At 72.4% G+C, this 19748-nt stretch carries 14 protein-coding genes; 9 read left to right on the top strand and 5 right to left on the bottom strand.

Translation table 11 applies throughout. From position 1 onward, the window contains the following. Window positions 1-476: 476 nt before the first annotated feature. Window positions 477-2219: a glycerol-3-phosphate dehydrogenase/oxidase gene (locus tag AB0J52_RS05385; RefSeq protein ID WP_500180327.1), complete on the top strand. Its 1743-nt coding sequence runs from the start codon at window positions 477-479 to the stop codon at window positions 2217-2219. Window positions 2220-2518: 299 nt separating this feature from the next. Then, complete coding sequence (locus AB0J52_RS05380) at window positions 2519-3796, top strand: phospholipase D-like domain-containing protein (RefSeq protein ID WP_500180326.1); 1278 nt, start codon at window positions 2519-2521, stop codon at window positions 3794-3796. Between the two features lie 90 nt (window positions 3797-3886). Here AB0J52_RS05380 and AB0J52_RS05375 read toward each other — a convergent pair whose 3' ends face one another. After that, window positions 3887-4540, bottom strand: coding sequence for a TetR/AcrR family transcriptional regulator (locus tag AB0J52_RS05375; RefSeq protein ID WP_500180325.1), 654 nt, complete (start codon window positions 4538-4540; stop codon window positions 3887-3889). Window positions 4541-4944: 404 nt separating this feature from the next. On the opposite strand from AB0J52_RS05375, the gene AB0J52_RS05370 reads away from it, so the two are divergent. The 3 genes from AB0J52_RS05370 to AB0J52_RS05360 are packed head-to-tail and all read left to right on the top strand — an operon-like array spanning window position 4945 to window position 9163. Next, entirely contained in the window at window positions 4945-6528 is a 1584-nt protein-coding gene (locus tag AB0J52_RS05370) for a succinic semialdehyde dehydrogenase (RefSeq protein ID WP_500180324.1), read from the top strand. A 17-nt stretch (window positions 6529-6545) separates the two neighbouring features. Further along, entirely contained in the window at window positions 6546-8384 is a 1839-nt protein-coding gene (locus tag AB0J52_RS05365) for a GMC oxidoreductase (protein WP_500180323.1), read from the top strand. A gap of 44 nt (window positions 8385-8428) precedes the next feature. Continuing rightward, the gene (locus AB0J52_RS05360; RefSeq protein ID WP_500180322.1) at window positions 8429-9163 is read left to right on the top strand and encodes a DNA alkylation repair protein; all 735 of its coding nucleotides are present in this window, start codon (window positions 8429-8431) and stop codon (window positions 9161-9163) included. Window positions 9164-9206: 43 nt separating this feature from the next. Here AB0J52_RS05360 and AB0J52_RS05355 read toward each other — a convergent pair whose 3' ends face one another. Continuing rightward, window positions 9207-10052, bottom strand: a complete 846-nt coding sequence (locus AB0J52_RS05355) for a zinc metalloprotease (RefSeq protein WP_500180321.1) — start codon at window positions 10050-10052, stop codon at window positions 9207-9209. A gap of 605 nt (window positions 10053-10657) precedes the next feature. Between AB0J52_RS05355 and guaA the strand changes: the two genes are divergently transcribed. Beyond that, a complete protein-coding gene (guaA, locus tag AB0J52_RS05350; protein WP_500180320.1) occupies window positions 10658-12223 on the top strand; it encodes a glutamine-hydrolyzing GMP synthase in 1566 nt (521 codons plus the stop codon). 266 nt (window positions 12224-12489) lie between these two features. Here the strand turns inward: guaA and ahpD are convergent, their stop codons facing one another. Beyond that, the gene (gene ahpD, locus AB0J52_RS05345; RefSeq protein WP_500180319.1) at window positions 12490-13032 is read right to left on the bottom strand and encodes an alkylhydroperoxidase, AhpD family; all 543 of its coding nucleotides are present in this window, start codon (window positions 13030-13032) and stop codon (window positions 12490-12492) included. Between the two features lie 123 nt (window positions 13033-13155). Continuing rightward, the gene (locus tag AB0J52_RS05340) at window positions 13156-13716 is read right to left on the bottom strand and encodes a peroxiredoxin (protein ID WP_500180318.1); all 561 of its coding nucleotides are present in this window, start codon (window positions 13714-13716) and stop codon (window positions 13156-13158) included. Window positions 13717-13897: 181 nt separating this feature from the next. Between AB0J52_RS05340 and AB0J52_RS05335 the strand changes: the two genes are divergently transcribed. The 3 genes from AB0J52_RS05335 to AB0J52_RS05325 all read left to right on the top strand — a co-directional run bounded on the left by AB0J52_RS05335 (window position 13898) and on the right by AB0J52_RS05325 (window position 18897). Beyond that, on the top strand, window positions 13898-14824 hold the full coding sequence (locus AB0J52_RS05335; RefSeq protein WP_500180317.1) for a LysR substrate-binding domain-containing protein: 927 nt from the start codon (window positions 13898-13900) through the stop codon (window positions 14822-14824). Between the two features lie 161 nt (window positions 14825-14985). Beyond that, a complete protein-coding gene (locus AB0J52_RS05330; RefSeq protein ID WP_500180316.1) occupies window positions 14986-15129 on the top strand; it encodes a hypothetical protein in 144 nt (47 codons plus the stop codon). A 213-nt stretch (window positions 15130-15342) separates the two neighbouring features. After that, window positions 15343-18897, top strand: a complete 3555-nt coding sequence (locus tag AB0J52_RS05325) for a bifunctional glycosyltransferase/CDP-glycerol:glycerophosphate glycerophosphotransferase (protein ID WP_500180315.1) — start codon at window positions 15343-15345, stop codon at window positions 18895-18897. On the opposite strand, the gene AB0J52_RS05320 is transcribed toward AB0J52_RS05325, so the two are convergent. Beyond that, a partial coding sequence (locus AB0J52_RS05320) for a hypothetical protein (RefSeq protein WP_500180314.1) occupies window positions 18798-19748 on the bottom strand: 951 nt, incomplete at its 5' end. The two genes, AB0J52_RS05325 and AB0J52_RS05320, sit on opposite strands and share 100 nt — an antisense overlap.

Raw genomic sequence — 19748 nt, 5'->3', positions numbered from 1 at the left:
GCCGTGCCGCCGCTCCGGGGCCGTCCCCCAGGTGCGGCGGGCGCGGGCGCCGGGGCACCGGGGGCGGAACGGGCCGCCTTGCCCGTCGTCGCCGGGGCGTGGGCCGCGCCCGGGGGCGTGACCGTGGATCGGCCGGTGGCCGTGGCCACCGGGGCGGCTGGGGCGCTCCGCGGGGCCTTGGGGTGGTGGCGGCCGGAAGCCGTGGCCGTGGCGGTGGCCGAGGCGTGGGTCGAGGATGCGCGCTGGGAATTTCCGCATCCGGTCAGTGCCGCGGCCGATCCGGTCAGCAGGGCGGTCGCGAGCGCGATCATGGCAGGTCGTCGCATGTGTGTTCTCCCCCGTCGGCGTCCCATTGTCGGGGCGGCGGGGGCGGCGGCGCCGTCCTGACACGCGGGGCGGAGGTGGTTCGGGGGTGGCACGCTCCTTACTGTTGGGTAGGAATCGGACTTGACGGCCGGGTGCAAGGGGGAGACACGATGACGGGATCACCGGTGACCGCACTCGGGAGCTCGCGGCTCGGGCCCGCCGAGCGCGCGGCGGCCCTCGACGAGATGGTCCGCGAGGAGTACGACGTCGTCGTGGTCGGCGGCGGGATCGTCGGCGCGGGCGCGGCGCTGGACGCCGCCACCCGCGGCCTGTCGGTCGCCGTGGTCGAGGCGCGTGACTTCGCCTCGGGCACCTCGTCCCGTTCGTCCAAGCTCATCCACGGCGGGCTCCGGTACCTGGAGCAGTACAACTTCGAGCTCGTCCGGGAGGCGCTGACCGAGCGCGCCCTGCTGCTCCAGCAGATCGCGCCGCACCTGGTGCGGCCGGTGCCGTTCCTGCTGCCGACCATGCACCGGGTGTGGGAGCGCGGGTACTTCGGCGCGGGCGTGGCGCTCTACGACGCGCTGGCCTTCCAGATGGGCAGCACCCGCGGCGTCCCGCACCACCGGCACCTCACCCGGCGCGGCGCGCTGAAGCTGGCCCCGTCCCTGCGCAAGGACTCGTTCGTTGGAGCGATCCAGTACTGGGACGCCCAGATGGACGACGCCCGCTACGTGATGATGGTGCTGCGGACCGCCGCCGAGTACGGCGCGCGGATCGCCTCGCGGACGCAGGTCACCGGCTTCCTCCGCGAGGGCGAGCGGGTCACCGGGGTGCGGATCCGCGACCTGGAGACCGGGACCACCGGCGAGGTCCGCGGGAGGCAGGTCGTCAACGCGACCGGCGTGTGGACCGACGACATCCAGGAGCTGGTCGGCGGGCGCGGGCAGATCCACGTCAAGTCGTCCAAGGGCATCCACCTGGTGGTGCCGAAGGACCGGATCCACTCGGCGACCGGGATCATCCTGCGCACCGAGAAGTCGGTGCTGTTCGTCATCCCGTGGGGACGGCACTGGATCATCGGCACCACCGACACCGCCTGGGACCTGGACCGCGCGCACCCGGCCGCGTCCAAGGCCGACATCGACTACGTGCTCGACCACGTCAACGCCGTCCTCACCACGCCGCTCACGCACGACGACGTGGAGGGCGTGTACGCGGGGCTGCGGCCGCTGCTGACCGGCGAGACCGAGGAGACGTCCAAGCTGTCGCGCGAGCACGTCGTCGCGCACCCGGTCCCGGGGCTGGTGCTGGTCGCGGGCGGCAAGTTCACGACCTACCGGGTGATGGCCAAGGACGCCATCGACGCCGTCGTGCACGGCCTGGACGGCAGGATCGCCGAGTCCTGCACCGACCGGGTCGCGCTGGTCGGCGGCGACGGGTTCGTCCCGATGTGGAACGCGCGGCACCGGCTCGCCGCGCGGTCCGGCCTGCACGTCGCGCGGATCGAGCACCTGCTGCGCCGCTACGGGACGCTGACCGACGACCTGCTCCGGCTGATCGCCGAGAAGCCCGACCTCGGCCGTCCGCTGGGCGGCGCGGCGGACGACTACCTGCGCGCCGAGATCGTCTACGCCGCGACGCACGAGGGCGCCCGGCACCTGAACGACGTCCTGGCCCGGCGCACGCGGATCTCCATCGAGACGTGGGACCGCGGCGTGGGCGTCGCCCTGGAGGCCGCCGATCTGCTCGCGCCCGTGCTCGGGTGGTCCAAGCGCCAGCGCGACCGCGAGATCGAGTACTACCGCAAGCGCATCGAGGCCGAGCGCGACTCCCAGACCCAGGAAGGCGACCAGGAGGCCGACGCCCGGCGCCGCGGCGCGCCCGACATCGTCCCCGTGACCGTTCCGTAGATCGTCTTCCGCCGGCCCGTGCCCTCGGGGCCCGTCGGCTCCCTGTTCCGGCCCGACGCCGTTCCGGTGTCGGGCCGGATGTGTGTGTGAGCGGGCGCGGGAGGCCGGGCGGGCGGTGCTGGAGGGAGCCGGGCGGAGCGCTCTACCGTGCCTGATTGTCCGGTTTTCTCGGTGTGACTCCTGACACTGTCGGAAATGTATGGCTCAAAGGGCAGAAATGGTTGCCCCAAGGGATTCTCTATCGGGTGATTAGTTGGTAATCTCCCGATCTTGTCGTGTCAGGTGGACGGGGGAGTCTCTTGCGGCGCATCGCCTTGGTTTCCAGCGGACTGGTCGTCGCCGCCCTGGTGGCCGGCCTCGACGTCGCCCCGGCGGCGGCGCAGCCCCTCACCCGTTCGGCGGCCGAGGGCGGCGGTAAGCGGGTCACCGCCCCCAAGCGCGACGTGACCACTTCCGGACGGCGCCGCGTCTACGTCACCCAGGGGCCGCGCTTCAACCTGCCGAGCAAGGACAAGAACAAGGCCGGGGCGCTCGACCTCTACATCAAGAGCCTGATCCGGCACACGCCCGCCAACGCCGAGATCGACGTCGCGGTGTTCCGCCTGCGCACCGCGGGCATGGCCAAGGAACTGGTCAACGCCCAGAAGCGCAAGGTCCGCGTGCGGGTCGTGCTCGACAACGACTCGCTCTCCCAGAACCGGGGCGTGTACGACTACCTGGCCCGCCACCTCGGGACGAACACCAAGAAGTCGTCCTGGATCGTGGTGTGCCCCAAGAACCGGGGCTGCATCGCGCCGTCCACCAAGGGCGTCTGGGGCAAGAACCACAACAAGTTCTACGCGTTCTCGCAGACGTTCGACTCGAAGAACGTGGTGGTGCAGACGTCCGGCAACGCGACCGGCGGCATGTACGCGGACTACAACGACGCCTACACGGTCGTGGACCGCAAGCTGTACGGCGCGTACCGCAGCTACTTCTACGCGCTGGCGAAGCACAAGCCGAACGGCGACTACTACCGGCAGACGTGGTCGGGCAAGCGCGCGGTCGCGTTCTTCCCGAAGGCGTCCGGTGACCCGGTCGTGGACGTCCTCAACCGGGTGGGCTGCAACGGGACGACGATCAGGCTGTCCAGCGGCATCTTCAACCGGACCGAGGTCGCCAAGGCGCTGTCCCGCCTGGACGACCAGGGCTGCGACGTGCGGATCGTCGCCGCGACCTTCGGCACCGGCACCCTGAAGGCCCTCGCCAAGCCGGGACGCCACGGCGGTCCCGCCGTGCACTACTTCACCGGCGACGCGGTGAACCACGCGCACTCGAAGTACCTGCTGATCGACGGCACCTACAACGGGCGCCGCCACCGGATCATCCTGACCGGCAGCCACAGCTACACCGTGGACGCGCTGCGGTACAACGACGAGGCCGTCCTCACCCTCATGGACAGCTCGGCCTTCCCCCAGTACGTCTCGAACTTCGCGAAGGTCTACGGCGCGGCGCGCGGCAAGCTGCTGATCATGCCGGGGTCCAAGACCGCCGAGATCCCGGCCGGCCCGATGGGCGCGGCCGACTACGACGACTGATCTCCCGCCCGGACGCCGTGGGCGTCGCGGGTGTCGCTTCGCGGTTCCGGGCCGCGTCCGTGGAATGCGGACGCGGCCCGGGGCTTCTGATCAGTCGCCGAGGATGAGGCGCATCCCCGTGCCGTAGAGCTCGGCCGGCACGCGGGTGGGGTCCAGGAGGTGCTGGAGGGCGAGGCCCGTGTCGAGGGCCAGCGCGAGGGTGGCGCGGTCCCGGCGGGACACCCCGCCCGACTCGGACAGGTCGCGGGCGAGGTTGTCGCGGCACTCGGCGTACCAGTCGGCGATGCGCCAGCCCGCCGCGTAGTCGCGCATCCCGAACAGCCAGAACTCGACCAGCAGCAGCGCGGTCAGGCGGGCCCGCTCGCCCTCCAGGCGGCGGCGGAAGGCGAGCCCGGCGCGCTCGTACCGCTCCTTCGGCGGACGGCTCGTGTCCCGGAGCTCCCCGCAGGTCTCCGTGCCGACGCGCTCGCGGGTGCAGTAGTCCACCAGGGCGAGCAGCAGGTCGGTCTTGCCGGCGAAGTTCGAGTAGACCGCGCCCTTGGTCAGGCCGGCCGCGGACGCCACGTCGTCCAGGGAGGCGCCGTGGATGCCGTGTTCCGCCCAGAGCCGTTCGGCGGCGTCGAGCAGCGCCGCCCGGGTCTGCTCGCGCCGCTCCTGCCGGGTCGTCCGCTCCGTCCGGGCTTCGCCTGGTTGCGGGCGGTCGGCCGATGCCGCCGGGGTCGGGTCTGGAGGCGAATCAGCCAAAGCGGCCAGGTCGGCGGTGGCCGGGGCCGGGGCCGGGGCCGGGGCCGGGACTGGGGCTGGGGCCGTTAAGGATGTCCGCTCCGCCGGGTCTTCCTGGCCGGGTGTCTGCCGCTCTTCCGTCGCGCCGCCCGCGAAGGCCATGTGGGTGTTCCCCTCTCCTCGGGCACGCTGCCGCCAGGCCCGGGGCGGGCGGCAGCGATACGGCCCGGGCGGCGCGGCGGCGACGCGCCTGGTGTCTCCTGGTTCCTGCTTACACCGCGCGGACGGGCGGGGGCACGGCATAGCGCAAGCCGGTCACAGTGGAACGTTCCGTTTCCTTGCAGGTGAGATGTGCGGCAATTCACGGAAAGCAAGTCGTTACTCGCGGGTAGCCATCGGCGGGCGGGGAGCCTTAGTCTGCACGCATGGCATCTCCGACGGTCCCCGCCCCGGGAGCGGCCGCGCACCGGCTGCCGCAGCAGAAGACCGACCGTTTGACCTCCCACATCGCGTCCGGCGAGGACGCGCCCACGGTGACGATCCCCGCCCCCTTCACCGGTGAGCCGCTGGCGACGCTCCCGCTGACCACGGCCGGCGACATCGCGCGCGCGTACGAGCGGGCCCGGCGGGCCCAGCGGGAATGGGCCGCGCTCCCCGTCCGGGAGCGGGTGAAGCCGTTCCTGGCGCTGCCGGACGCGCTCGTCGCACGCCGCTCGGAGATCCTCGACATCATCCAGCTGGAGACGGGCAAGGCCCGGCGGCACGCGCTGGAGGAGTTCCTCGACGTCGCGCTGTGCTCGCTGCACTACGCCCGCCGCGCCGAGCGGCTGCTTCGTCCACAACGCCGCCGCAGCACGATGCCCGGACTCACCCGCGTGCGGGAGCTGCGGCACCCGAAGGGCGTCGTCGCGCTCATCTCGCCGTGGAACTACCCGTTCTCGCTCGGCGCGTCCGACATCGTGCCCGCCCTGCTCGCCGGGAACGCCGTCATCCACAAGCCGGACACCCAGACCTGCCTGTCCAGCCTGTGGGTGCTGGACCTGCTGGTCTCGCTCGGGCTGCCGCGCGACCTCTGGCAGGTCGTGATCGGCGACCCCGCCGAGATCGGCGACCCGCTGCTGGACGCCGCCGACTACGTGGCCTTCACCGGCTCCACCCGCGGCGGCAAGGCCATCGCCGAGCGAGTCGCGCCGCGCCTGGTGTCCTACTCGCTGGAGCTCGGCGGCAAGAACCCGATGATCGTCCTGGACGACGCGGACGTGGAGCGCGCCGCCCGCGGGGCCGTCCGGGCGTGCTTCACCAACGCCGGGCAGCTGTGCATCTCGATCGAGCGGCTCTACGTGCACGAGGCGATCTACGACCGGTTCGTCCCGCGCTTCGTCGAGCTGGTCAAGGGCATGAAGCTGGGCGCCGGGTTCGACTTCGACGCCTCGATGGGCTCGCTGACCTTCCAGCGGCAGCTCGACAACGTCACCGCGCACGTGGAGCAGGCCGTCGAGCGGGGCGCGACCGTCCTCGCGGGCGGCAAGGCGCGTCCGGACGTCGGCCCGCTGTTCTACGAGCCGACCGTCCTCACCGACGTCACGACCGACATGGACCTGTGCGCCAGCGAGACGTTCGGCCCGGTCGTCTCCGTCTACCGCTACTCGGACGTCGACGAGGTCATCGACCGGGCCAATGACACGCCCTACGGCCTCAACGCCTCGGTCTGGACGAAGGACGTGGCGCGCGGACGCCGCGTGGCCGCCCGCATCCAGGCCGGGACGGTCAACGTGAACGACGGCTACGGCGCGGCGTTCGTGTCCTACGACGCCCCGATGGGCGGGTTCAAGCAGTCCGGGGTCGGACGCCGGCACGGCGCCGAGGGCCTGCTGCGCTTCACCGAGGCGCAGACGATCGCCAGCCAGCACTGGATGGACCTCGAACCGCCGGCCGGGGTCGGCTACGACACGTTCGCGGACCTGATGGCGAACAGCGTGAAGATCATGAAGAAGCTCCGGATCAAGTAGACGGGACGGCGCGGGCGATGCACGACAAGCGGGCGCAGGACCACTCGGAGCAGGACCGGCCGGAGCACGGCGGGCAGGAGCACGGCCGGCAGCAGCGCGATCAGGTGGAGCGCGACTACGACGTGCTCGTCGTCGGGTCGGGTTTCGGCGGCAGCGTGACCGCGCTGCGGCTGACCGAGAAGGGGTACCGGGTCGGCGTGATCGAGGCGGGACGCCGCTTCGACACCGGGCAGGCGGGGACCGCGGGCGCGCGGTACCCGGGCCTGCCGAAGACCAACTGGCGCGTCTCCCGGTACATCTGGGCGCCCGCGCTCGGCCTCACCGGAATGCAGCGCATCCACCTGATCCGGGGCCGCAAGGCGAGCCGGGTCATGGTGCTCGCCGGAGCCGGGGTCGGCGGCGGCTCGCTGAACTACGCCAACACCCTCTACGTCCCGCCGGAGCCGTTCTTCAAGGACCGGCAGTGGGCGCACATCACCAACTGGCAGGCCGAGCTCGCCCCTTACTACGACCAGGCGAAGCGGATGCTCGGGGTCGTGCAGAACCCGACGCTCACGGCGGCGGACAAGGTGATGCGCAGCGTCGCCGAGCGGATGGGCAAGGGCGACACGTTCGTCCGGACGCCGGTCGGGGTGTTCTTCGGGGACGGTCCGGGCCGGGCGGCCGACGACCCGTACTTCGGCGGCGCGGGCCCGCAGCGCCGGGGGTGCACGGAGTGCGGCGAGTGCATGGTCGGCTGCCGGCACGGCGCGAAGAACATGCTCACCGAGAACTACCTGTACCTCGCCGAGAAGGCGGGTGCGCGGATCATGCCGCTCAGCCGGGTCACGCAGGTCACGCCGCTGACCGGCGGCGGCTACGAGGTCGAGATCGTCCGGACGGGGTCGTTCGGGCGCGACCGCAAGACGCTGACCGCCGGGCAGGTCGTGTTCGCCGCCGGGACGTACGGGACGCAGAAGCTCCTGCACAAGCTCCGGACGACCGGCCGGCTGCCCCGCCTCTCCGCCCGGCTGGGCCATCTGACCAGGACGAACTCCGAGGCGATCCTCGGCGCGGGACGGCGCAACGGGCACGCGGGGGCGGACTTCTCGCACGGTGTCGCGATCACCTCGTCGTTCCACCCGACGTCCGACACGCACATCGAGCCCGTCCGGTACGGGAAGGGCTCGAACCTGATGGCGTCCCTCCAGACGCTGCTGGTGGACGGCGACCGTCCGGGAGAGAGGCACCGGCCGCGCATCGCCAAGTTCCTGCGCGAGGCGGTTCGGCGTCCGGCCGACCTGGTGCAGCTGTTCGACGTGCGGCACTGGTCGGAGCGGACGGTCATCGCCCTGGTCATGCAGACGAGGGACAACTCGATCACGCTCCGCCCGGCGCGCGGCCCGCTCGGCTGGGACGTCCGCGCCGAGGCCGGGCACGGCGAGCCGAACCCGACCTGGATCCCGGAGGGGCACACCGCCGCGCGCGAGATCGCCGAGGAGATCGGCGGCATCGCGGGCGGCTCGTGGGGCGACCTGTTCGACGTCCCGATGACCGCGCACTTCCTCGGCGGCTGCGTGATCGGCGACTCCCCGGAGACCGGCGTCATCGACCCCTACCACCGCGTCTACGGCCACCCCGGCCTGCACGTCGTGGACGGCTCGGCGATCTCGGCGAACCTGGGCGTCAACCCGTCCCTGACGATCACCGCCCAGGCGGAGCGGGCGATGTCGCTGTGGCCGAACAAGGGCGAGGACGACCCGCGTCCGGCGCTCGGCGCGTCCTACCGGCGGCTCGCGGCGGTCGCGCCGAAGAACCCGGTCGTCCCCGAGGGGGCTCCGGCGGCGCTGCGGCTGCCGATCGTGGACATCACCTGATCTCCGCCCGGAGTCGCGGCACGGCCGCCCGTTAGGGTTCGGGCGTGGACGTGCCCGAAGAGATCACCCGGATCGTTCGCGAGCTGCGCGCGCAGGCCGACCCTGCGCGCGCGGAGGCCGAACAGCGGTATCTGAAGAGCTCCTTCGCGCATATCGGGGTGCCGGTGCCCGTGGTGCGCCGCGTGGCGGTCGCGTCCGTGCGGGCGCGCCCCTCCCGGAACGACCTGCTGGCGCTGGCTGACGGGCTGTGGGCGGTCACCGAGTCCGGCCGTCCGGTGCACGAGGCGCGCCTCGCGGCCATCGAGGTGCTCGCGCGGCGGGTGGACGTCCTGGAGGCCCGGGATCTGGCCTTCGCGGAGCGGCTGGTGCGCGATTCCAGCACGTGGGCGCTGGTGGACAACCTCGCGGAGAAGGTCGTCGGCGTGCTGGCGCTGAGTTATCCACAGGTTGCGGACGCGCTGGATGAGTGGGTCGCCGACGAGTATCTCTGGATACGGCGCACGGCGATCCTGGCGCTGCTGGCCGGGATCAGGCGGGGGACTCCTGACCTCGTGCGCATCGACCGCTACGGGGAGGTGTCGCTCGATGAGACCGAGTTCTTCATCCGCAAGGCTCTCGGCTGGGTGCTGCGCGCACTGTCCAAGAAGGATCCGGCATGGGTCGCCGACTGGACGTCCCGGCACCTCGCGCGTATGTCCGGTGTCACCTTCCGGGAAGCCGTCCGGCACCTTCCGCCGGACACCGCCACCGCGCTCACCCGAGCCCGCACCCGTACCTGAGCCGAGGCGCTTCCGCTCGGGAAGGCGCGCGGGCGGCGCGGGGTCAGGTGCGGTAGGCGGTGTACATCTTGTGGGCGCGGACGCCCTGGCCGGCGGTGAACTGGTTCATGCAGACGTCCCAGGCGTAGTCCATGAAGTTGTGGACCGGGTCCAGGCCGGGCGCCGGGCAGGTGTCCTTGCCGACCGGGCAACCGCTGGTGGCGTCGCGCTCCGGCGGGGTGTCGTCGACCTGGTCGCCCGCGCCGGTGCAGCCGCCCTCGAAGGGGTGGAAGAGGCCCAGCCAGTGGCCGATCTCGTGGACGGCGCTGAACCCGTGGTTGAAGTGCTCGATCGAGCCGCCCGGCATGCTGCCGACGTGGATGACCACGCCGTCCATCGTCGGCGCTCCCTTGTACAGCCACGGGAAGGTCGACCAGCCGAGCAGGTCGTCGCCGAGGTCCGCGCTGTAGAGGTTCAGCGTGCCGGCGCCCCCGCGGCGGAGGCTGGTCTTGAAGTCCTGCTCGCTGGCCTCCGGGCTGGAGTACCAGGACGAGTTGTCGGAGCGGCTGATCGACTTCAGGTCGAACGAGAACCCGGTGTCGGCTCCGCCGTCCCGGCCTCCGTAGGCCGAGTTCAGCACGGCGATCTGCTTGCGGACGAGGTCGTCGGAGATGTCACCGGCGGTGCCGTTGTGCATCACGTGGAAGTACACGGGGACGTCCACGTGCTCGGAGAGCCTCCGCCGGGCGTTCGCGCCGGGCATCGGCGCCGGCCGGGGCAGGGCGGTCACGGGTGCCCCCGACCGCGCCAACAGGCCGTCCAGCTGCCGCTCGACGGCCGCCGCCTCGCCGGGCTTCGCCACGTTCCGCTCCGGGACGTGCGCCCCTGGGCGCAGGCGCGCCTCAGCCACGTCCGGCAGGTGCGGAGTCCGCCTTCCGCCTTCGGCGGGGTCCGCTAGGCCCTTGGCCGGCCTCGCGAGGGGAGCGTCGGCGGGGCCCGTCAGGCTTTTGGCCGGCCTTGCCAGGGGGGTGACGTCGGGGTCCGCTTGGCCCTGGGCCGTCTGTGCCGGGGGAGTTTCGGCGGATGCCGCGTTGCTTGGCGGGCTCAGTGTCGGGCCGTACCGCGGGCCTTGCCGGGGCTCTGGGAGGGCGGCGGGAGCGGCAGGGGGGTTGGTGACGCAGGGGGAGCGGCGGGAGGCGGCGATGCGGTGGGACGAGAAGCCGGAGGCGGAAGGATGGGGAGGAAGGGGGAGGACCGAGGCGGCGGCGAGCAGAACGGAGGCGAGCAGCGGCTTCACGGATCTCCCTTGGTGGGCGGCGGGGACGGCCACGGTAAGTCGTCAACACGTACCAGAGGGTGGCGGAACGCGCTCGTACCGCGCCCGATTGGATGCCGTCCGTTACCGGACAGGGCCGCAGCGTGGCGGGCGCCACCCGGGGCCGGGGCATCGGCGCAGGCAGCGGGCCCCTAAACTGGGAGACCTCCGCCTCGTCCGTCCCGCGAAAGGCGCTGTTGGTGGCAGTAGACCAGTCCTTTGACACCGTTCTCGTCGTCGACTTCGGCGCGCAGTACGCGCAGCTGATCGCGCGACGCGTCCGCGAGTGTCATGTGTTCTCCGAGATCGTTCCGTCGACCATGCCGGCGGCGGAGATGCTCGCGAAGAAGCCGAAGGCGATCATCCTGTCCGGCGGCCCGGCCTCGGTGTACGAGGAGGGGGCCCCGGCCGCGCCGGACGGCCTGTTCGACATCGGCGTCCCGACGCTGGGCATCTGCTACGGCCACCAGGTGATGGCCCAGGTGCTCGGCGGCACGGTCGCCAACTCCGAGGTCGCCGAGTACGGCGGCGCCGAGATCGCGGTCACCACGCCCGGCATGCTCTTCGAGGGCATGCCCGCGCGGCAGGCCGTGTGGATGTCGCACCGCGACTTCGTGTCCGCCGCGCCCGAGGGCTTCACGGTCACGGCGGCCACCGACGTCACCCCGGTCGCGGGCATGGAGGACCGGGAGCGCGGCTTCTACGGCGTCCAGTTCCACCCCGAGGTGCTGCACACCGAGCACGGGATGGAGGTGCTCCGCCGGTTCCTGTACGAGGGCGCGGGGTGCCGTCCCGCCTGGACCATGGTCAACATCGCGGACGAGGCGATCGAGGAGATCCGCGAGCGGGTCGGCGACAAGCGCGCGATCTGCGGCCTGTCCGGCGGCGTGGACTCGGCGGTCGCGGCGGCGCTCGTGCAGCGTGCCATCGGCTCCCAGCTCACCTGCGTGTTCGTCGACCACGGGCTGCTGCGCAAGGGCGAGCCCGAGCAGGTCGAGAAGGACTTCGTCGCCGCCACCGGCGTCAACCTGCACGTCGTGGACGCCCAGGACCGGTTCCTGACCGCCCTGGAGGGCGTCACCGACCCGGAGACCAAGCGGAAGATCATCGGCCGCGAGTTCATCCGGGTGTTCGAGGAGGCCGCGCGGGAGATCGTCGGCTCGTCGGCCGAGGAGGTCGAGTTCCTCGTCCAGGGCACCCTGTACCCGGACGTGGTGGAGTCGGGCGGCGGCACCGGCGCGGCCAACATCAAGTCCCACCACAACGTGGGCGGCCTGCCGGAAGACCTCCAGTTCACCCTGATCGAGCCGCTGCGCACGCTGTTCAAGGACGAGGTCCGCGCGCTCGGCGAGCAGCTCGGCCTGCCCGCCGAGATCGTCTGGCGACAGCCGTTCCCCGGCCCCGGCCTCGGCATCCGGATCATCGGCGCCGTGAACCGCGAGCGGCTGGACGTCCTGCGCGAGGCCGACGCGATCGCCCGCGAGGAGCTGACCCGCGCCGGGCTCGACCGCGAGATCTGGCAGTTCCCGGTCGTGCTGCTCGCCGACGTCCGCTCGGTGGGCGTCCAGGGCGACGGCCGCACCTACGGCCACCCGATCGTGCTGCGCCCGGTGACCAGCGAGGACGCCATGACGGCCGACTGGGCCCGGCTGCCCTACGACGTCCTGTCGAAGATCTCCACCCGGATCACCAACGAGGTCCGCGAGGTCAACCGCGTCGTCGTCGACGTGACGAGCAAGCCCCCGGGCACCATCGAGTGGGAGTGACCCCCACCCGCTGACCCGGCGAGTCCGCCGTCAGAACCGTCAGAGGACCCCGGACCTCCCGTCCGGGGTCTTCGCGCGTCCGGGGGCTGGGTGGCCGACCGGGCGGCGGATGGCCGGGTCCACGGAGCGCGCGGCCGAAGGCCGCCGGCCCCAGCACCGCGGATGTTCCGGCAGGGCGGCGTCCGGGGCCGGAGGCCCGGAGGGGGGCTGGACGTGCGAGAGCCCGGCTCGGAGGGGTCTCCGTGCCGGGCTCGCAGTGACGGTCGTCAGACCGCGGCGGGGGCCAGGGCCTCCTCGCCCTCCAGGGTGAGGGCGGCGGCGTGCACGACGGCGGCGATCTTCAGGGCCTCCTGGATCTGCTCGCGCGGCATGCCGGTGTCGCGCAGCACCTTCTCGTGGGAGTCCAGGCACTGCCCGCAGCCGTTGATCGCCGAGACGGCGAGGCACCACAGCTCGAAGTCGGTCTTCTCGACGCCCGGCTTGCCGATGACGTTCATCCGCAGGCCCGCGCGGAGCGTCCCGTAGGTGTCGTCGCTCAGCAGGTGCGTGGAGCGGTAGTAGATGTTGTTCATCGCCATGATCGACGCGGCGGCCTTGGCCGCGTCGAACGCCTCGGCCGACAGGTAGTCGGCGGCGTCCTCGGCGATCTCGCGCACGACCCGGGCGTTGCGGCTGGCCAGGGCGGAGGCGAGCACCGTGCCCCAGAGCTGCTGCTCGGTGAGCGACGAGGTGGTCGTCACCGAGCCCAGGTTCAGCTTGGTGTCCTTGGCGTAGTCGGGGAGGGCGGCCTTCAGCGCGTCGACGCTCATGTCGGTTTCCTTTCGGGGACGGCAGCGGCCGGCCGCGGTCGTCCGCGACCGGCCGCTTCCTCGGGTGCCGCGACGTCCGCGGCGGTGCCGCGGGTCAGGCGGCGGGGTGGTCCTGGCGTGGGATCAGGCGCCCGCGCCGGCCATCAGCTTGGCGGCGTCGAGGGTGTCCTCGCCCTTGTTCCAGTTGCAGGGGCACAGCTCGTCGCTCTGCAGGGCGTCGAGGACCCGCAGGACCTCCTTGACGTTCCGGCCGACCGAGCCCGCGGTGACCATCGAGAACTGGATCTCGTTGTTCGGGTCGATGATGAAGGTGGCGCGCTGGGCGACGCCGTCCGGGGTGAGGATGCCGAGCGCGGAGGTGAGCTCGCGGTTCAGGTCCGACAGCATCGGGAACGGCAGCTCGCGCAGGTCCGGGTGGTCCTTGCGCCACGCGAAGTGGACGAACTCGTTGTCGACGGAGGCGCCGAGCACCTGGGCGTCGCGGTCGGCGAACTCCTCGTTGAGCCGGCCGAACTCGGCGATCTCGGTCGGACAGATGAAGGTGAAGTCCTTCGGCCAGAAGAACACCACGCGCCACTTGCCCTCGTAGGACTTGTGGTTGATCGTCTCGAAGGCGTTGTCCGCGTCCAGCGAGACGCAGGCGGTCAGCTCGTACTCGGGGAACTGGTCTCCGACGGTAAGCACGCAAGGCTCCTTTGGTTTGCGACTCCGAAGGACGGGCCCGCGCGCTTCGGCGGGACACGTCCAGGCAGGTCAGCGCGCGGGGGAGCCACCTCGGTCGCGCCCCCCGCCGACCGACGTTGACCAGGGTGCACCAGGTACGGTGAAAAGAGAAATCGGATCAGTGGGGTTCGAGTGATAGGAGTTGGCTATCAGCCGTCCGACCGTCGCCCAGCTGCGGGCGTTCCTGGCGCTCGCCGAGTACCTGCACTTCCGGGACGCCGCCGCCGCGCTGCGGATGAGCCAGCCCGCCCTGTCGGGGTCGGTGGCCGCGCTGGAGGAGACGTTGAACACCCGGCTGGTGGAGCGTACGACACGCCGCGTCCTTCTGACACCCGCCGGGGAGCGGGTCGCGCGGCGCGCGGAGACCGTCCTCGCCGAGCTGGACCGCCTGGTCGAGGACGTCGAGGCGGTGCGCGGGCCGCTGGTCGGGCCGCTGCGGCTCGGCGTGATCCCGACCGTCGCGCCCTACCTGCTGCCGGTCGTCCTGCCGTATCTGGCCGAGCGCTTCCCCGAGCTGGAACTGTCGGTGCACGAGGAGCAGACCGGTGAGATCACCGCCGAACTCCTCGCCGGACGGCTGGACGTGATCCTGCTGGCGCTGCCCGCCCCGGCGTCCGGGGTGACCGAACTCACCCTCTACGACGAGGAGTTTGCGCTCGTCGCGCCCGCCGGGGCCGCGCTTCCCCGGCTGGTCGAGCGGGAGACGCTGAACGACCTCGATGTGATCCTGCTGAACGAGGGCCACTGCCTGCGCGACCAGGCCCTGGACGTGTGCCGCGAGGTCGGCGCGCGCGCCGGGTCGGCGACCTACGCGACGAGCCTGTCCACGCTCGTCCAGCTCGTCGCGGGCGGACTGGGCGTGACGCTCGTCCCGGAGACCGCGCTCGACGTCGAGACCCGCCGGGCCCCCGGCCTGGCCGAACACCGCTTCGCCGCGCCCGCGCCGTCCCGGCGGATCGGGCTCGGATACCGGGCCACGTCCCCCCGCTCGGACGACTTCGAGACGCTCGCCGAAGCACTCCGCGACGCCGTCGCCAAGGAGTGGCCGGGGCTGCGCGCGCACGCCTGACCACCCGCCCCAGGCTGGGCCGACTTACCGGGTGCGAGGGCCGGTGGTCCGCTGTCGTTGGTGGCGAGTTCCTCAAGAGCGGGTCAAGTCTGGGTCAGGGAGCGGCCTGGCAATGACGATCCGGGCCGGACTCGTCACCAAGTGTGACCATCCTGGGGTCCATGTCTCCGAAGCTCAGCCTCGCCGTCCCGTGCCGCGACGCGGAGGCACGCCCGGACGCCCGCCAGGCAGCGTCGCCGCATCGAGGCCGCCGCCTCTTCGACGCCGGACGCGCCGCCGCGCGCTTCCTCGACGGCGTCCTCTGACCCGCGCCCGATGACCCGCCCCGTCCGTCACCGCGCCGCAGGTCCCCGCGCACGTGGCGTTCCCGCACGTCCCCGCGCCGGACGTCGTTGTGGCGTGTCGTCCTGGACGTCCGGGCTTCCTGGTTCCCGCTCGACCTCTGTGTGCCGTCCCGCCCCACATCCGACGACAACTGCACCTGATGTCCTCTGGTCCGCCTCACTCTGGAGCGCCCCGTGACACCGAAGATCAGCATCGTCGTCCCCTTCTACGACGTGGAGGACTACCTGGAGGAGTGCCTGGTCTCGCTCGCCCGGCAGACCCTCGGTGACATCGAGGTCGTCATGGTGGACGACGGGTCGCCGGACAACTGCGCGGTCATCGCCAAGGCGTTCGCCGCCCGGGACCCGCGGTTCCGGCTCGTCCAGCAGGAGAACCAGGGGCTCGGCCCGGCGCGCGACACGGGCGTCCGGCACGCGACCGGCGAGTACCTGGCGTTCGTGGACAGCGACGACGTGGTGGCCCGGTACGCCTACGAGCTGATGACGCAGAGCCTGGACCGCACCGGCTCCGACCTGGCCTGCGGGAACGTCCGGCGCTTCAACGGCGCGCGGACGTGGCAGTGCTGGGCGCACCGGGAGCCGTGCGAGCGGAGCGTCGAGCGGACGCACGTGTCCCGGCAGCACAACCTCATGCAGGACCGGATGGTCTGGAACAAGGTGTTCCGCCGGTCGTTCTGGGACCGGCACGAGCTGAGCTTCCCCGGCATCCTCTACGAGGACTCGCCGGTGATGGTCGCGGCGCACGTCCTCGCGACCTCGGTGGACGTGTTCTCGCAGCCCGTCTACTACTGGCGGGAGCGGCAGGGGTCGATCACCAAGCGGAAGGCGGAGCTGTCCAACCTGGAGGACCGGATGACGTCGGTCCGCATGGTGCACGAGTTCCTGGACGGCCACGACCCGCGCCTCAAGGTCGCCTACGACCGGTACGCGCTGGACGTCGACCTCGGCGTCCTCACCGAGAACCTGGTCCTCGCGACCGACGACGAGCGCGAGCGGATCGTGGACCTCGGCGTCGGCTGCCTGAACGACGCCGCGCCCGGGGCCCGCGCGCTGCTGCCGATGCGCAAGCGGCTGCGGCTGCACCTGCTGGAACGCCGGATGGTCCCGGAGCTGCTGGAGGTCCTGCGGTTCGAGAAGAACGGCGACCGGCACGCCGAGACCGTCCGGCGGGGCCGGTTCCGGCACCGCTGGTACCTGCGCTACCCGTACTTCGGGGACGAGGCGCGCGGCATCCCGGACGACGTGTACGACATCACCGCCGACCTGCGGCTCTGGGCGTACGTGGACGACGTGCGCTGGCAGGAGGACGGGCGGCTGCGCATCGACGGGCACGCCCACTTCGCGCGCATCGCGGCGGCCTCGCCGCGCGACCTGCGGATGCGTGTCTGGCTGCAGGAACGCGGCGGCCGGCGGCGGATCGACCTGCGCGCCGAGCGGGTCGTCCGGCCCGACGTGACCGCCCTGTCCGGGCAGTCGGCGGTGAGCTACGACCACTCGGGGTTCACCGTGCTGGTGGATCCGGACGAGCTGAAGGTCGGGCGCTGGCGCGGACGGAACTGGGACCTGCACGTCGCCGTGGACGCGCAGGGCATGCGCGGCGAGCGGCGCGTCGGCCCGCCCCGGCTGCCGCGCGCGGGCTGGGCGCCCGCGCGGACGGTCGCCGAGCACGTCAAGGTCCAGCCCTGCGCCGACCCGGAGGGGTTCCTCCTCCAGGTGAAGCGGGAGCGGGCCCTCGTCCTCGCGCACCGGGCGGTCGACGGCGCGGCGGGCCGGGGCGGCACGCTGCGGCTGGAGGGGTGGACGAGCGCGGACCTCGGGACGGCGCCGGTCGTGCAGGTGCAGCGGCAGTACGGGCAGGGGCTGGTCGAGAAGCCCGTGCGCGACGTCCGGCCCGCGGACGGCGGGGTGCGGTTCACCGCGGAGCTGCCGCTGGACGAGCTGCTGTCCGACCCGTCCGCCGAGGACCGCGTCGCCCGCGCGACCCGCATCAGCGACGGCGTGAGCTGGGAGTTCCGGCTGTGCGGCGCGGAGAAGCCGATCCGGCTGGCGTTCGCCGACGGGGTGGGCGAGGCCCGCTACGCGGTCGGGACGCAGGACTTCGCCCTGACCCGGACCCGGTACGGCAACCTGCGGGGCGTCGAGCGGTTCCGTCGTCCGGTGGTCACCGGCGTCCGCTGGACGGACGGGGACCGGCTGGTGCTGACCGGTGAGATGTCGCCGGGGCCCGTCCCGCACGAGCTGATCGTCCGGCGGCGGAGGTCGAGCGAGGAGTACCGGGTGCCGCTGACCTGGGAGGACGGTCACGCGTTCCGCGCGGAGCTGACCCCCGGCCGGATGCCGCTGTTCGGCACGCTGCTTCCGCTCGGCAGCGGCCTGTGGGACCTGGTCGTCGACTCCGAGGCGGGCGAGACGATGGTCGTGGTGGAGCGTTCGGCCATCGCCGGGCTGCCCGAGCCGAAGGTCGTCGGGCTGCACGAGGTGGCGTTCGGCCTGCACCAGGGCGACGCGCTGGCCTTCACCATCCGGACGGCCGTCCCCGACGACGAGCGCGGCCACTACGCGCAGCGCCGCATCCAGGAGGGCGAGTATCCGCGCATGCGCGAGCTCCCCCTCCGCGACCTGGCCGTCTTCGACTCCTACGAGGGCGCCCAGTACTCGTGCAGTCCGCGCGCGGTGTTCGAGGAACTGCGGCGCAGGCGTCCGGACATCGAGTGCGTGTGGGTGACGCGCGACGGGCGGTTCGAGGTTCCGGAGGGCGCCCGCGCGGTGCTGATGGAGAGCCGCGAGCACTACGAGGCCCTGGCGCGGGCGCGCTGGATCGTCGGGAACTACGGGCAGCTCCCGTGGTTCGTCAAGCGCGAGGGGCAGACCTACCTGCAGACCTGGCACGGGACGCCGCTGAAGAAGCTCGCCCACGACCTGCGCGACATGCCGTACAAGCGGACCGAGACGCTCGACTGGATGGCGCGGGAGGTCCCGCGCTGGGACGTGCTGATCTCGCCGAACCCGTTCACCACCCCGATCATGCGCCGCGCGTTCCGGTACGACGGCGAGATCCTGGAGACCGGGTACCCGCGCAACGACGTCCTGACCGCGCCGGGTGCGGCGGCGGTCGGGCGGCGCGTCCGGGACCGGCTCGGCGTGCCGGACGGCAAGAGGGTCGTGCTGTACGCGCCGACGTGGCGGGACGACCACCACCTCGCTCCGGGCCGCCGCGCGTTCTCGCTCGAACTGGACCTCGCGCTGCTGCGCGAGCGGCTCGGCGACGACCACGTCGTGCTCGTCCGCGCGCACTACCTGATCACCGACCGGTCCTGGTCGGACTCCGACGGGTTCGTGATCGACGTGTCCCGGTACGGGGAGATCGCCGAGCTGTACCTGGCGGCGGACGTCCTGGTCACCGACTACTCGTCGGCGATGTTCGACTTCGCGGTCACGGGCCGTCCGATGGTCTTCTACGCCTACGACCTGGAGTCCTACCGCGACACCGTCCGCGGGTTCTACCTCGACTTCGAGGCGGAGGCCCCCGGGCCCATCGCGCGGACCTCCGCCGAGGTGGCCGACGCCATCGCCGACATCGACGCCGCGTGCGCGCACTACGCCGACGCCTACGCGGCCTTCCGTGCGACCTACTGCCCGTACGACGACGGACGCGCCGCCGGGCGCGCGGTGGACCGGCTTCTCGCCGCCCCGCACGCGCGAACCGCGCCGGTGGAGGACGGCGCGTGACGGTGAGCCCGCGCTTTCTCGCACCATCTGTGGCGGCGGGCGCGGGCCCGGGCGTGGCGGTCAGCGCCCTTGTGCGCTGACTGTGCCTGCCGCCTTGGGCGTACGTTCGCGTGCCGGGCCTGTGCGCCGGGAGTGGGGGCGGGGCTGACGGACTCCAGGCCGTAGTACTCGGCCTCCCACGGGGCGATCCGGTCCCCTGAACGGGGCGCCGCGAAGGGGACCGCCAGATCCTCGATGGGGAGCGGGGCGACCACAGCGGTGCGTGCCCCGGCCTGCTCGGCCCGCTCCACCCGGGCGGTCTGCGCGTCGAAGGCGGCGGCGCGGTTGGCCATCGTCCGGGCCGTGTCCTGGAGCCGTCCCGCGCCGTTCGACAAACCCGCCGCGACGAGCGCGACGCAGACCGCGCAGACCACCGCGCGCGGGCCTTCCGCCTGGACACGCAGGCGGCGCACGAGGTCGGCGGCGGCGTAGCCGTAGAACGCGGCGACCAGGACGGCCGCGTAACGGAAGACGAACCAGCCCCGGTAGAGCGTCCAGCCGTCGGCGCCCCACCCGACGCGCAGCTCCCACATCACCGCGAACGTCAGGGCGACGACACCTGCGGCTCCGGCGGTCACGGCGAAGAGCAGCCGCCCGGTCGGCAGCGGCTTGGCCGGACGCGCCAGCAGGCACACCAGGACGCCGATCCCCGCCGCCGCGGGCAGCGCCATGTCGGACGGCAGATGGGCCAGGGCCTTCTGCGCGGCCGCCGCGGAGTCGGCCCGCACCTGGGGGCTGAGCAGCGGCTCCCCGTGCATCCGCTCGCGCAGGGCCGCGGCGCGGCCGGGCGAGGTGAGCACGATCAGCGCGCC

It is taken from the genome of Spirillospora sp. NPDC049652 (assembly GCF_040675125.1).
Lineage (GTDB): Bacteria > Actinomycetota > Actinomycetes > Streptosporangiales > Streptosporangiaceae > Spirillospora.
The sequence above is the reverse complement of the archived record's forward strand: the minus strand, read 5'-3'. Positions and strand labels throughout refer to the sequence as shown.

Excerpts from the sequence above, each read along its gene's own strand:
- AB0J52_RS05365 (WP_500180323.1), top strand. The coding sequence starts at position 6,546 with ATGCACGACAAGCGGGCGCAGGACCACTCGGAGCAGGACCGGCCGGAG.
- AB0J52_RS05385 (WP_500180327.1), top strand. The coding sequence starts at position 477 with ATGACGGGATCACCGGTGACCGCACTCGGGAGCTCGCGGCTCGGGCCC.
- ahpD (WP_500180319.1), bottom strand. The coding sequence starts at position 13,032 with ATGAGCGTCGACGCGCTGAAGGCCGCCCTCCCCGACTACGCCAAGGAC.
- AB0J52_RS05330 (WP_500180316.1), top strand. The coding sequence starts at position 14,986 with ATGTCTCCGAAGCTCAGCCTCGCCGTCCCGTGCCGCGACGCGGAGGCA.
- AB0J52_RS05370 (WP_500180324.1), top strand. The coding sequence starts at position 4,945 with ATGGCATCTCCGACGGTCCCCGCCCCGGGAGCGGCCGCGCACCGGCTG.